At 63.7% G+C, this 12901-nt stretch carries 12 protein-coding genes; 1 reads left to right on the top strand and 11 read right to left on the bottom strand.

All coding sequences use genetic code 11. The features are described 5' to 3' along the window. Positions 1 to 3: 3 nt before the first annotated feature. The 9 genes from NL123_RS27565 to NL123_RS27525 form a co-directional block, all read right to left on the bottom strand. Positions 4 to 1014, bottom strand: a complete 1011-nt coding sequence (locus tag NL123_RS27565; protein ID WP_494356736.1) for a FecCD family ABC transporter permease — start codon at positions 1012 to 1014, stop codon at positions 4 to 6. Next, positions 1011 to 1958, bottom strand: coding sequence for an ABC transporter substrate-binding protein (locus tag NL123_RS27560; RefSeq protein WP_248485901.1), 948 nt, complete (start codon positions 1956 to 1958; stop codon positions 1011 to 1013). The genes NL123_RS27565 and NL123_RS27560 overlap by 4 nt, the downstream gene beginning before the upstream one ends. Further along, positions 1955 to 2743: an ABC transporter ATP-binding protein gene (locus tag NL123_RS27555; RefSeq protein WP_248485902.1), complete on the bottom strand. Its 789-nt coding sequence runs from the start codon at positions 2741 to 2743 to the stop codon at positions 1955 to 1957. Before NL123_RS27555 ends, NL123_RS27560 begins: the two co-directional genes overlap by 4 nt. After that, entirely contained in the window at positions 2743 to 4851 is a 2109-nt protein-coding gene (locus NL123_RS27550) for a TonB-dependent receptor (protein ID WP_494356735.1), read from the bottom strand. The genes NL123_RS27555 and NL123_RS27550 overlap by 1 nt, the downstream gene beginning before the upstream one ends. 150 nt (positions 4852 to 5001) lie before the next feature. After that, positions 5002 to 6384, bottom strand: coding sequence for a PepSY-associated TM helix domain-containing protein (locus NL123_RS27545; RefSeq protein WP_494356734.1), 1383 nt, complete (start codon positions 6382 to 6384; stop codon positions 5002 to 5004). A 123-nt stretch (positions 6385 to 6507) separates the two neighbouring features. Continuing rightward, positions 6508 to 8577: a TonB-dependent copper receptor gene (locus NL123_RS27540; RefSeq protein ID WP_494356733.1), complete on the bottom strand. Its 2070-nt coding sequence runs from the start codon at positions 8575 to 8577 to the stop codon at positions 6508 to 6510. Between the two features lie 93 nt (positions 8578 to 8670). Then, a complete protein-coding gene (locus NL123_RS27535; RefSeq protein WP_494356732.1) occupies positions 8671 to 9060 on the bottom strand; it encodes a DUF2946 domain-containing protein in 390 nt (129 codons plus the stop codon). An 11-nt stretch (positions 9061 to 9071) separates the two neighbouring features. Continuing rightward, positions 9072 to 9554 (bottom strand): copper chaperone PCu(A)C, encoded by a 483-nt coding sequence (locus tag NL123_RS27530; protein WP_494356731.1) that lies wholly within the window; start codon positions 9552 to 9554, stop codon positions 9072 to 9074. Positions 9555 to 9601: 47 nt separating this feature from the next. Continuing rightward, positions 9602 to 9997 carry a DUF2946 domain-containing protein gene (locus NL123_RS27525; protein ID WP_494356730.1) on the bottom strand — a complete coding sequence of 132 codons (396 nt, stop codon included), beginning with the start codon at positions 9995 to 9997 and terminating at the stop codon, positions 9602 to 9604. Positions 9998 to 10580: 583 nt separating this feature from the next. Between NL123_RS27525 and NL123_RS27520 the strand changes: the two genes are divergently transcribed. Next, positions 10581 to 10829, top strand: coding sequence for a DUF6124 family protein (locus NL123_RS27520; protein WP_043204711.1), 249 nt, complete (start codon positions 10581 to 10583; stop codon positions 10827 to 10829). A 119-nt stretch (positions 10830 to 10948) separates the two neighbouring features. Here the strand turns inward: NL123_RS27520 and NL123_RS27515 are convergent, their stop codons facing one another. Further along, complete coding sequence (locus NL123_RS27515) at positions 10949 to 11668, bottom strand: cobalt-precorrin-6A reductase (protein WP_494356729.1); 720 nt, start codon at positions 11666 to 11668, stop codon at positions 10949 to 10951. Continuing rightward, positions 11665 to 12870, bottom strand: a complete 1206-nt coding sequence (gene cbiE, locus NL123_RS27510) for a precorrin-6y C5,15-methyltransferase (decarboxylating) subunit CbiE (protein ID WP_248485910.1) — start codon at positions 12868 to 12870, stop codon at positions 11665 to 11667. The genes NL123_RS27515 and cbiE overlap by 4 nt, the downstream gene beginning before the upstream one ends. Positions 12871 to 12901 lie beyond the last annotated feature (31 nt).

Below are 12901 nucleotides of genomic sequence, written 5' to 3'. Positions count from 1 at the left end.
CGTTCAGCGCCGGCGCATCAAACCGATGAAGAACAATCCGCCAATCGCCGCCGTGGCCACGCCGATGGGCAGGTCTTCGGGGGCGATGAGGGTGCGTGCGGCCACGTCGACCCACACCAGGAACAAGCTGCCCAGCAGCGCGCACACCGGCAGCAGGCGGCGATGCTCGGCACCGACAAGACGTCGGGCGATATGCGGCACCATCAGCCCGACAAAGCCGATAGAGCCGCTGATGGAGACCAGCACACCGGTCATCAATGAGGCCACCAGGAACACCTTCAGCCGCACGGTGCGGGCGTTCAGGCCGAGGGTCACGGCGGTCTGCTCGCCGGCCATCAGCGCGTTCAACGGGCGCGCCATGCCCAGCAGCACCAGCAGCCCCAGCAGTACCGTCAACGCCGGAATCGCCAGCAGCTCCCAGCGCGCCAGGCCGAGGCCGCCGAGCATCCAGAACATCACCGCCGAGGCGGCGCGATGGTCACCCATGAACAGCAGCAGATTGGCCGCCGCCATCATCACAAACGACACCGCCACACCGCACAGCAACAGGCGATCGCTTTCCAGCCGGCCGTTACGACTGGCTACGGCCAACACCACTAGCATGCTCGCCAATGCTCCGATAAACGCGGCGATGGGCAGGGTCAGCAGGCCGATGACTTCGCCCACATGCAGCACCACGATCACCGCGCCCAGGGTGGCACCGGACGTGACGCCGAGCAGGTGCGGATCGGCCAGCGGGTTGCGCGTGACCGCCTGCAACACCGCGCCGATCAACGCGAGCCCGGCGCCCACCAGTGCGCCGAGCAGCATGCGCGGCACGCGGATCAGCCACACGATATGTTCCTGCCCGGCCGGCCAACTCACGTCGCCGACGCCGAGCGCCTTGTACAGCAGGATTCGCCACACCACGTCCACCGGCACCCGTGCCGGGCCGAAGCCCAGCGACAGGACGCAGGAGACCAGCAGCACCGCGCCAAGCGCGGCGAGCAGCAGCCCATAGCGACGGGTGATCATTCGCCGTGGAACCCCTTGGCCAGGGTTTCCACCGCCAGCACGTTGTCGATACCCGGCGTGGCCTGCACGTAAGGGATCACGATAAAGCGCTGGTTGCGGATCGCATCCACCGCTTGCAGCGCCGGGTTGTCGAGCAGGAATTGCTCTTTCTGTTCAGCAGTGACTTCGCTGTAGTCGACGATCACGATCACCTGCGGGTTGCGCTCCACCACGGTCTCCCAGTTGACGCGGGTCCAACTGGCCTCGATGTCATCGAGAATGTTGCGCCCGCCCGCCGCGTCGATCAGCGCCTGGGGCATGCCCAGGCGGCCGGAGGTCATGGCGCGGTCTTCACCGCTGTCGTAGAGGAACACCCGGGGCTTGTCGGCGGGCAGGTCTTTTTGTACCTCGGCGACCTGCGCCTGCATCTGCGCGATCAAGGCATTGGCGCGGTCCTGCACATCGAAGATCTTGCCCAGGTTGCGCAGGTCGTTATAGGTGTCTTCCAGAGTCGCAGCCGGGCGCTTCATCACGAAGGCACAGGATTCGGTCAGCTCATACACGTTGATGCCCAAGGGTTGCAGCGTGCTTGGCGTGAGGTCGCCGCCCACACGCATGCCGTAGTCCCAGCCGGCGAAGAAGAAATCCACGTTGGCGTTGAGCAGGGTTTCCACCGACGGGTACTTGCTCGCCAGCTCCGGCAGGCCGTCGAGCAGCCCGGCCATTTCCGGGGTGACCGACTTCCAGCCGGTGACGCCGCTGTAACCGGCCATGCTCGGCTTGAGGCCGAGGGCGAGCATCATCTGGGTCATGTTGATGTCGTGGCTCACCGCGTGTTTCGGCGCTTCCTGGAAGGTCACGTCGCGGTTGCAGCTCTTGATGGTAACCGGGTAGTGGGTCGCTGCGGCGAGTGCCCCGGCGGTATTGAACAGCAAGGTAATGGCAAGCAGCGAACGCAGGATCATGGTTGGGTTATCCAGGTGATTCGGGGGTAGCCGGACAGCGGGTGGGTATCGATCAACGCCTCGACGCCAAACACATCGCGCAGCAGTTCGCGGGTCAGCACCTCATGGGGCGTGCCGTTGGCGACGATGCGCCCGTGGTTGATCACGTACAGGCGATCGCAGAAGGCGGCGGCCAGGTTGAGGTCGTGAATGCTCGCCAGGGTGCCGATGTGCAGGCGCTTGACCAGCCGCAACAGCTCCAGTTGGTAACGCGGGTCGAGGTGATTGGTCGGCTCGTCGAGGATCAGCAATTGCGGTTGCTGGGCCAGGGCACGGGCCAGGATCACACGTTGTTTTTCGCCGCCGGAGAGAGTGGCGAAGGCGTGGTCCTCGAAGCCTTGCATGCCGACGGATGCCAGCACCTGCTGGATCAACTGCCGGTCGTGCAGCGTGTCGCCGTCGAACAGGCCCTTGTGCGGCGTACGGCCCATGGCGACCACTTCATCGACGCGCAGGCCGAAGGCATCCGGGAACTCCTGCAACACCACGGCGATGCGTTGCGCGCACCACTTCGAACTCTGTTTCCACACGTTCTGATGGTCGAGCAACACGTCGCCCTGCGCCGGTTTGCTGAACCGGTAGGCGCAGCGCAACAGGCTGGTCTTGCCACTGCCGTTAGGCCCGATCAGGCCGACGAACTCTCCCGCACCGACCTGCAGGCTGGCGTCACGCAGCTGGAACCGGTGATGGCAGTGGTCATGCCCCGGCGGGGTCCAGGCCAGGTCGGTGAGGGTGAGTGCGGTCATCAGAAGGTGTAGTCCGCCGTGACAAAGAACGAGCGTGGTTCACCGAGGATCCACTGCTGGCCGTCGTTGTATTGGCTGACGGCATAGGTGCGGTCGAACAGGTTGTTCAACTGCAGGCCCAGGGTGGTGTTGCGCAGGGCTTTCCACGATACGGTGGCATCGACCACGGTGTAGCTGGGCAACTCGTTCTGGTTGGCCATGTCGGCATAGCGTGCATCCACATAACGCACACCGGCGCCGGCGCGGACATTGTCGGTCACCGCCTTGCTCAACCACAGGTTGGCGGTGCGGCGCGGTACGTCCACCGGGCGGTTGCCGTCGCGGGAGACTTGCACGCCGTTGACGTCCTGTTTGAAGTCGTCGTATTGCGCATGCACGATGGCCGCGTTGGCTTGCAGTTGCCAGGCGTGTGGCAGTTGCAGGTCGAGGCTGGCTTCCAGGCCACGGGAGGATTGCTGGCCGACTTGCTGCTGCAGGCTCGGGTTGCCCGGCACGTCGGTGAGCAGTTTCTTTTTGACGATGTGGTAGGCGGCCAACGTCCATTCACCGCGCTGGTCCCAGAAGGCTTGCTTGATGCCGATTTCAGTCTGCTTGGCGGTGGACAGGCCGAACTGCTGCTGGCCCTGGCTCAGGGAAATCAGGCCACCGACGCCGTCGGTGCTGGTGGCGTACTGGCCGTAGACCGAGGTGTCGGGCGTGATCGCGTAGACCAGGCCGGCCTTCCAGTTATTGCCGGTAAGGGTCTTGTCGGACTGGCTGCCGGTGCGCAGTTCTTCGCGGTCGATGTGCGCGTAGTCGCGGCGCAGGCCGGTGATCAGCGACAGTTGGTCGGTGAGTTGCAGGCGGTTTTCCGCAAAGCCGGCAACGGTTTTGGTGGTGGTGGCGAACAGCGGCTTGAACGGGTCGTTGCTGGCGAACTGGCCCGGGGCGGGGTGGTTCACGTCGATGGGTTGGCCGCTGGCAAAGGTGTCGGTAAACGGCGAGTTGCTGGCCAGGCGGAAGCGGATACGGTTGTATTCCACGCCGGTCACGGTCTGGCTGTCGAGGCCGAACAGGCTGTGCTTGAAGGTGAAGGTCTGGCGGTCGCCGACCTGTTCCTGGTTGTGCTTGATGCCGTAGTTGCCGCTGCGGGTCAGTTGGCCGCCGGTGAAGTTGTAGTTCTCGGCGTTCTGCCAGCGACGCTGGTTTTTCAGGTAATACAGCTCGTTGGTGGCGCTGACGTTGTCGTTGATCTGCCACTCGCTGGTCAGGCGCGTCCACTGGTCGTTGTAGTGCTGGGTGTCGTTGCTGACGTTGTAGTTCTTGTCGCGCAGGCCTTTGTGCAACTGGCCATTGATCAGTGGTGTGCCGAAGTAGTTCTGCGGGCGCTGGTCGCCGTAGTCGCTGGCGAAGGTGAAGCTCAGGTTGTCTGCCGCCTGCCAGCGCAGGGCACCGCTGACGAAGTCGCTGCTGGAGTCGCCACGGTCGATAAAACCGTTGCTGCGCAGGCGATTGAGGTTCAGGCGGTAGCTCAGGGTGTCGGTCAGCGAGCCGCCGCTGTCTAGGGCTTGTTGCTGGCGATCGTAGGAACCGTAGCCGAGGCGGATGTGGTTTTCGATCGCGCCGTCGAAGGGCTTTTTCGGCACGGTGTTGATCACCGCACCGGTGGCGCCTTCGCCGTACAGCACCGAGGCCGGGCCGCGCAGTACGTCGACGCGCTCCACCGACCAGGTGTCCACCGGGAAGGTCGAGGTGCCCATGCCCATGTACATGCGGTTGCCGTCATACAACTGCATCACCGAGCCCTGGCCGGTAAAACCCCGGGCCGACAACGAGGTGCCGCCGTCGCCCGGCGTGCCGGTGCGGCTGATGCCGGTGGCGCGGGAAATCGCGTCCTGCACACTGGCGTCGCCGCGTTCGCGAATCTGCGTACCGGTCTGGCTCTCGACGCTGCCGGGGGTTTGCAGGGCCGTGAGATTCAGGCGCGAGCCGGCGGTGGTCGGGGTCTTGAGGTCGACGTGATCATCGTCCACGGCAGGTGCGGTGACAGGGCTGGCGGGCAGGGTCAGGGCCTGGGCGCTGGTATGCAGGGCGAGCAGGCACAGGCCGGACGCGAGGTACTTGTTCATCGGGTGGAAAATCTTCTTGGCGGCAGTGCTCGCCGCTGGGCGCGGCGAGCTGAGGTATGCAGTAAGTGTTATAAGTTAACACTTCCTACGTCTAGGGTGAAAGCCCGCGTAAGACTACATAACGCCTCTATGTGGGGCATCTCGCCTATTTCATGTCGAACCTGAGGCAGCTTCACGTTGTGCGAACAGCCGCGACAGCACCAGGCGATCCAACACCCACACCACGATCAACGACGCACCCACCAGCGGGAAAACGATCGCCAGCCCGAGCATGATCACCATCGCGGTTTTCCACTTCGGCAGGTCATGGCGCAGCGGCGGAACACCCAGCCCGCCCACCGGCCGACGCTTCCACCAGATCACCACGCCGCTGACCGCGCTCAGCAGGATCATCAGGCAGATCAGCAGCACGATCAGCTGGTTGACCCAGCCGAACATCTTGCCCTCGTGCAGCATCACCCCGGTCTCGGTGGCGCGCGCCACCAGGTTGTAGTGCTCCCAGCGCACATCGGCGAGGACTTTGCCGGTGTACTGGTCCACATGCAAGGTGGCGTCGTTGCGTGGGTCGTTGGCGAACACCGCGATGGTGAATACACCTTCGGCGGTGGTGGGAAAGGTGATGCTGTAGCCGGGCTCGACATGGCGCGCGTTGGCCAGGTCGACCACTTGTTGCAGGCGCAACGCAGGTGCAGCCGGCGCAGCGTGCAGGGCGCCGTGGTTCATGTGCTCGGCGTGGTCGCCGGACATCGGCATCGGCGTGTTCTCCATGGCCCACGGCACGGTCTGTTGACTGGCTGTATTGAGGCTGCGCGCCTGTTGGTCGGACTGCGGCACGTTGTTCCACATCGCCGCTGGAAAGCGATTCCACAGCTCGGCGTATTGCTTGCCCCAGAAGCCGGTCCAGGTCATGCCGCTGAGCAGCATCACCAGCAACAGCGAGGCGCCCCAGAAGCCGGTGACCGCATGCAGGTCACGCCAGAGCACCCGGCCACGGGCAGTGAAGCGCGGCCACAATACGCCCGCCGATGATTTGCCACGCGGCCACCATAGGTACAGGCCCGACACCACCAGCATCACGCCCCAACCGGCGGCGAGCTCCACCAGGCGGTCGCCGACCGTGCCAATCATCAGCTCACCGTGCAGGGCGCGGGCGATGGCTTGCAGGTTGTATTTGGCATCCTGTTCGCCGAGGACCGTGCCGCGGTAGGGGTCGACAAAGACCGTCACTTCGCGCGCGTTGTTATGCATCACGAACTGCGCGCTGCTGGTGGCGTCGGCGGGGGGCAGGTATTTGCTGATCGCAGCCTTGGGGTAGGCCGCCTGGGCGCGTTGCAGTTGCTCGTCGGCGCTCAGGGCGTGCGCGGCGCTTTGCACCTTGAGCAGGTCGCCGTACATCAGCGGGTCGAGCTGGGGTTTGAACAGGTAGATGATGCCGGTCAGGGCCAGCAGCACCATGAAAGGGGCGACGAAGAGGCCGGCGTAGAAGTGCCATCGCCAGGCCAGGTTGTAGAAGGATATTTTTTGAGTGCTCATCATTGGGCTCCGCAAGGCTTTGAATTTTTTGTGTCTGGTTGGCCGTCATCGGGGGCAAGCCCCCTCCCACACTTGATTTTGTGAACACCTTCAAATGTGGGAGGGGGCTTGCCCCCGATGCTCCTAGAAGCTCATGTCGACTTTGGTCCAGAGCGTTCGCCCTGGCTCCTTGATGGCTTGCGGGTCGGTGGCCGGGTAGCCGAACCCGGCGTTGCCGGCCAGGTTCAGGTGCTCGGCGTAGGCCTTGCCGAACAGGTTGTCGACGCCGGTGCTGACCTTGAAGTGTTTGTTGATGCGGTACGCTGCGTTCAGCGAGAACACGCCAAAACCGCCGCTCTTGTCGTAGTCCTTGCCGACCACGTTGCCCTTGTTGGGGTCGATGCGGTGTTGCGCCGCCACCACGCGCCACAACGCCCCGGCGCTCCAGTCGTCTTCGCTGTAGGTCAGGCCCAGGCGTGCATCCAGCGGTGGCATTTGCGGCAGCGCCTTGCCGTCGCTGCTGTTCTTGCCCCAGGCGTAGGCGAGGGTGGCGTCAGCCTTCCAGTTGCGCGTCAGCTTGTACGCCGCGCCCAATTCGCCGCCCATGATGCGCGCGTCGACGTTGCGGGCCTGGGAGGTGGTACCCATCATCCCGGGCCTGTAGTCGAACAGGATGAAGTCCTGTACCCGGCCGATGTAACCCGAGGCCCAGGCTTCCAGATGGTCGGCTTTGTACTGCGCGCCGAAGTCGAGCTGGGTGGTTTTCTCCGGCTTCACACCGTCGAAGGCATTCACCGAACCGACCGCGCCGGTGTTGGGCGAAAACAGCTCCCAGTAATCCGGGAAGCGTTCCGAATGGCCCAGGCCCGCATAGACGGTGGTGGGGCTGTCGGCCAGGTCGTGTTCATACCGCACGAAGCCCGATGGCAGGGTGTCGGCGCGGGTGTCGTCGGCGGTCGGGTTCGGGCGGGACATCATCCCCGAGCCGCTGGTTTGGCGGAAATCCTTGGCCGAGGCGCGGTCCAGGCGTGCGCCGGTGATCAGGCGGTCGCGGTCGGCGGCGTACCAGGTCAGTTCGCCGAACACGCCGTAGTTATGGAAGTTGGCGTCCTTGACCCGGGGCAAGTCCTTGTAGGTGTCGATGCCCATGCTGCTGCGCTGGCGGTGTTCGTTGGTCTGCGCGTCGAGGCCGCTGATCAGTTGCACATCGGCCCAGCGCCAGGTGGCCTTGATCCGTGCGCCGAGGGTGCGCCGGTCGACGTTGGAGGCCATTGGGCCGGCCATCATGCCGGTGCCGGACGGTGTGCGCAGGCTGTAGTTGTCCATCACGTGGTCGGCGTAGTTGTAGTAGACCTGGGCCTCGACCTTGTCCAGTACCTCGCCGATGTTGGACTTTTCAAAGCGTAGCCCGAGGCTCTCGCGCAGGAACTGCGAACCGTCCATGCCGCGCCCGGCGTAACGCGCTTCGCCATCGCCACGGCCGGCGGTGAGCTCCAGCAGGGTGTCGGCGTCGGGGGTGAAGCCGACCGCCACATCACCGTTCCATTTGTCGTAGCGCGAGGCGACGGTGTCGTTGTTGCCGTCCTTGTAGTCATCGGCGTGGGCCTGATTGCCGATCACCCGCACATAGCCCAGCGGCCCGCCGGCGGCGGCATCGATGACCTTGTCGAAGCGCCCGTTGGAACCGGCCAGCACACTGGCGTTGAGGCGTGTGCCCAGCTCGCCGAACTGCTCCGGCTCGCGCTCGAACAGGATGGTGCCGGCCGACGCGCCCGGGCCCCAGAGCACGGTTTGCGGGCCTTTGATCACGGTGAGCTTGTCGTAGGTCTCCGGCGAGATGTACGAGGTGGGCGCGTCCATGCGGCCGGGGCAGGCGCCGAGCATCATGCTGCCGTTGGTGAGGATGTTCAGACGCGAGCCAAACATGCCACGCAGCACCGGGTCGCCATTGGTGCCGCCGTTGCGCACCAGGGCGAAGCCGGGGATGGTCTTGAGGTAGTCGCCGCCATCGCTGGCGGGCACCGGCTGGCGTGGGTCTTTGGGGTTGGTGATAACGGTCAGCGCTGAGCTGGGGGCGATCGCCGTGATCACGGTGGGCGTCAGCTCATGTTCGGCGTGCTCGTCGGCCTGAGCGTGAGGTGCCAGTAGCGCACCGCACAGGGCGGCGAGCACGGGGGTATATCCCAAACGGGTGTCAGCAGAAAACCTGGACATGACAAATTCCATCAATCAGTCGTAAACAACACGGCCAGCAGCCTGCGGCTGTCTGTCTAAAGTCGGCCGGGGTGAAGTAACGGTGTTAAGTGCTTACGAAACGATGGGCGGCGCACGGCTGCGGGCGCCGGGGAAGATGCTCTGCCGGGCATGGCCCAGGCGTGTGGCGGGGGGGAGGGCGTTGGCCGGCGGCGGGCTGCTCAGGGTGAAGGTTGAAATGCCGCCGGGCAGGGCGGGGCAGCTATAGAGCAGGTCGCAATAGCCGCACTTGGACCAGAGGGCGTGGTGTTCGTCAGGTGCCTTGGGTTGATGGGAGGCGCCGTGGTCCATCGGCATGTCCATCGACATACCGGCGTGATGATCCATCGGCATCGCTTGGGAAATCAGCGGACCGATAAAGATCATCAGCATGGCGAACAGGCTGATCCAACTGCCGCTTCTCAGGCGGGCGTGTGGAGACAACCTGGCGCGAGGGGCGCCCATCGCGTGTCAGCCTATTGGGCGTGCTTATGCTCGTGTGTCGCCATCGGTGGCACCTTCTGCACCGACACTTCCACCTCGACCTTGCCGGCCTTTTCGAAGGTGAGCGTCAGCGGGAATTGCTTGCCGTCGGCCAACAGGCTGCGGTCCTTGAGGCCCAGCAGCATCACGTGATACGCCATCGGCGCGAAGGTCAGCTCGCCCTTGGCCGGTACGGCGACGCTGGGCACCTGCTGCATCTTCATCAGGTCGCCTTGCATCACATGCTCGTGCAGTTCGGCCTTGTCCGCCACCGGCGTGTCGACGTGGAGCAGGCGGTCCGGGGTCTCACCGGTGTTGTGAATCACAAAATAGGCGGCGACGGTCGGCGCATTCGGTGGCAACTCCTGGGACCAGGGATCGCTGACCAGCAGGTCGCCAGCCTTGTAGTCATCGGCATTGGCAGCACTGAACACCGGCAGCAACAACGCAGCCAGAAGCAGGGAAGATTTGAGCATGGCAGTTCTCCAGAACGGTTCTAAACGCAGTTCACTTGCGAAGAAGATCAGACCGTTGGAGAGGCGCGGGGGTTGAGGCTCGGCCATTGCTGGCGCGGGGTGGGGCTTTGCAGCTGGGGTGGCGGCAAGCGCTGTGAAGTATTGAATTGGGTGAGATACAACTGCGGCACATGCCCCGGCAACGCCACCAACGGCACCGAGCCCGAGCAGCACCAGCAATGCTGCATGGTGGAATGATCGTCCTGCTGCGGCGCCGGGATCTCCAGCTTGCCCAGGGCGATGGTCTTGAGGCTCGTGCCATTGGAGGAACAGAAGCTGCCCCACAGCAATTGCCGGACCGGGTCGCTGGACTGTTGCATCGCGCTGGCCATCGGCATGGCAAAGGCGTTGAACAGCACTGCAAGGCAGGCGATCCAGGCAATTGCAAAGCGTTGACGGGCCATGGCGGACAATCCGTAGGGTTAAACGATCAGGCGGGTATTTAGCCTGATCGTAGGGGATAAGTAAAAAGGGGCGGTGTGGTTTGGTGTCGCAGTGACGGGTTTGAGGATAGACGGGATTTGACTGGATGCCGATCTTCAACGCGGCACAGCTCAAATGTGGGAGGGGGCTTGCCCCCGATGACGGTGGGTCAGCCACTGATTTGTTGACTGGGCTGACGCTATCGGGGGCAAGCCCCCTCCCACATTTGGCCGGTGTTCGACAATGAATAGGGGCAAGCAGAAATATCCGACAGGCCTTTAAGGTTGTCCCTAGGACACTCAATCTCTAGTCTCCGTACACCGCTGCAAACTCAGCGGTCGGGCGTCGCGGCCCGGACTTCTCCAGACGCCGAAGCGTCATTGCCTCCTTTCAGTTGGCGTTTTTTTATCGTCTACTGTGCGGCGCTATGGCGGCTGTGCGCGGGATACCTTCGGGTATGCCGGTGTTCTGGAGAATCGGTCCGCGAACCTGCGTACAGCTGCCACCCCCATCGCGTCGCGGCGATCAGTGGCAGCTCCTCTATTACTTCTCCGGAGCTTCACAATGATCAAACCCACCCCAAATCCCCCCGTCCGGCTATTCACCGTAGCAGACGGCTTCAGCACCGAAGACCTGTTGGTCAATCTCAGCGAAACCCTTGCCTCGGCGAATGCGCTGAGTTGCGATCTTGCGTTTGACCTGGAAGGCTCGAAACGAGAGGAATTGCTCGGCGTTGCGCAGTTGATTGAGCTGGCGCTGCTGCTGGCTGATCGTGTGCATGATGGTGTCGGGCAAACGAAAAACGCTGCGTGATGATGCAGTTCTAAAGGTGGGAGGGGGCTTGCCCCCGATTACGGTGTGTCAGTCTATACATCTGTGAATGATCTACCGCTATCGGGGGCAAGCCCCCTCCCACATAGAATCGATGGTGTTTAGAGAGTGGTGATTGCCTGTAGAACCGCAGGCACAGTAGTGAATTCTCGATCCACCGCCGCCAACACCGGCCGCTTCAACACCAACACCGGCACTCCAAGCTCCCTTGCCACTTCCAGCTTCGGCTCCGTCGCGGTGCTGCCGCTGTTCTTGCTGATCAGCACATCAATGCCACGCCGTGCGAACAACGCACGCTCATCTTCGATCAAGAACGGCCCACGCGCGCCGATCACTTCACAGCGCTCGTTCCCCGGATACACATCCAACGTGCGCAGTGTCCAGAACTGCTCTGGCGGGATCTCATCAAGGTAATGCAACGGCTCTCGCCCCAACGTGAACAACGGACGCTTGAAGGGTTTGAGCGCTTCAATCAGCGAAGCCCAATCACTGACCTCGCGCCAATCATCCCCCGCCTGCGGCTGCCACGCCGGGCGGCGCAAGGCCCAACATGGCACGCCGCTCAACTGCGCGGCCTCGGCAGCATTGCGGCTGATTTGTGCTGCATACGGATGGGTCGCGTCGAGAAGCAGACTAATCCCCTCATTCCGTACAAACCGCGCCAACCCCTCAGCCCCACCATAACCGCCGACCCGCACCTGGCAGGTCAGGTCGGTGGGCACGCGCCCAACCCCGGCCAGGCTGTAGATATGTTCCGGGCCCAATGTACGAGCAATGGCCAGCGCTTCGGTCACGCCGCCCAACAGCAGGATGCGTTTCATAGCGGCTTGACCACTTCCAGCAAGGTAATCGGCAACGCCTGGCGCCATGTATCAAACTCCCCCAACGGCTGCGCCTGAGCGACATGGATGCGCGTCAGTTCGCCGCCATACTGCGCGCGCCAGTTCATCAAGGTCATTTCGCTTTGCAGGGTCACGGCGTTGGCGACCAACCGCCCGCCAGGGCGCAGGTGTTGCCAGCAGGTGTCGAGCACGCCTTCGCGGGTCACGCCGCCGCCGATGAAGATGGCGTCTGGTGCTTCCAGGCCAAGCAATGCAGCGGGGGCCTTGCCGCGAATCAGTTGCAGGCCGGGCACGCCAAGGGCGTCGCGGTTGTGTTCGATCAGGCCTTGGCGGCCTTCATCGGCTTCAATCGCCAGCGCGCGACAACTGGGATGCGTGCGCATCCATTCAATCCCAATGGACCCGCTGCCCGCACCCACATCCCACAGCAGTTCGCCGGGCATCGGCGCAAGACGGGCAAGGGTCATGGCGCGCACATCGCGTTTGGTCAGTTGGCCGTCGTGCTTAAAGGCTGAGTCCGGCAAACCTGCACGACGCGACAGGCGAGCAGTATGGGCGTCGGCCAGGCAGTCGATGGCGACGAGGTTCAAATCGGCGACCGAGGTGTGTTCCCACGAGTGCGCCAACCCGTCGATGCGCTGCTCATCCGCGCCGCCCAAGTGTTCAAACACAGACAAACGGCTAGCACCGAACCCGGATTCGCTTAGCAGCGAAGCAATCAACGCCGGGCTGCGCCCGTCATTACTCAACACCAACAACCGCACCCCACTGGCCAGGTGCGCATTCAGCGCCGCCAACGGCCGCGCCACCACCGACAACGTCACCACGTCCTGCAACGGCCAGCCCAACCGCGCTGCCGCCAACGATACCGACGAAGGCGCCGGCAAGATCAGCAGCTCATCCGCCGCCACCTGCCGCGCCAAACTCGCCCCCACGCCATAGAACATTGGATCGCCACTCGCCAGCACACACACTGGCTCCCCGCGCCGCGCCAGCACCGGCTCCAGCGAAAACGGGCTCGGCCACACCTGGCGTTCGCCACGGATACACACCGGCAGCAGGTCCAACTGGCGCTGAGCACCTATAATCCGCGTGGCGCGCAACAGGGCATGCCGGGCGTTCCTGCCCAGCCCCTTGAAGCCGTCTTCTCCGATGCCTACAACCGTCAGCCAGGGCGACATATAAATTCCTTGAACGACATCCGACGGGCAG

This window comes from Pseudomonas sp. FBCC-B1565 (assembly GCF_059133265.1).
The sequence above is the reverse complement of the archived record's forward strand: the minus strand, read 5'-3'. Positions and strand labels throughout refer to the sequence as shown.

Bases quoted from the DNA above. Each gene is read 5' to 3' on its own strand.
- NL123_RS27565 (WP_494356736.1), bottom strand. From the start codon at position 1,014: ATGATCACCCGTCGCTATGGGCTGCTGCTCGCCGCGCTTGGCGCGGTG.
- NL123_RS27560 (WP_248485901.1), bottom strand. From the start codon at position 1,958: ATGATCCTGCGTTCGCTGCTTGCCATTACCTTGCTGTTCAATACCGCC.
- NL123_RS27555 (WP_248485902.1), bottom strand. From the start codon at position 2,743: ATGACCGCACTCACCCTCACCGACCTGGCCTGGACCCCGCCGGGGCAT.
- NL123_RS27550 (WP_494356735.1), bottom strand. From the start codon at position 4,851: ATGAACAAGTACCTCGCGTCCGGCCTGTGCCTGCTCGCCCTGCATACC.
- NL123_RS27545 (WP_494356734.1), bottom strand. From the start codon at position 6,384: ATGAGCACTCAAAAAATATCCTTCTACAACCTGGCCTGGCGATGGCAC.
- NL123_RS27540 (WP_494356733.1), bottom strand. From the start codon at position 8,577: ATGTCCAGGTTTTCTGCTGACACCCGTTTGGGATATACCCCCGTGCTC.
- NL123_RS27535 (WP_494356732.1), bottom strand. From the start codon at position 9,060: ATGGGCGCCCCTCGCGCCAGGTTGTCTCCACACGCCCGCCTGAGAAGC.
- NL123_RS27530 (WP_494356731.1), bottom strand. From the start codon at position 9,554: ATGCTCAAATCTTCCCTGCTTCTGGCTGCGTTGTTGCTGCCGGTGTTC.
- NL123_RS27525 (WP_494356730.1), bottom strand. From the start codon at position 9,997: ATGGCCCGTCAACGCTTTGCAATTGCCTGGATCGCCTGCCTTGCAGTG.
- NL123_RS27520 (WP_043204711.1), top strand. From the start codon at position 10,581: ATGATCAAACCCACCCCAAATCCCCCCGTCCGGCTATTCACCGTAGCA.
- NL123_RS27515 (WP_494356729.1), bottom strand. From the start codon at position 11,668: ATGAAACGCATCCTGCTGTTGGGCGGCGTGACCGAAGCGCTGGCCATT.
- cbiE (WP_248485910.1), bottom strand. From the start codon at position 12,870: ATGTCGCCCTGGCTGACGGTTGTAGGCATCGGAGAAGACGGCTTCAAG.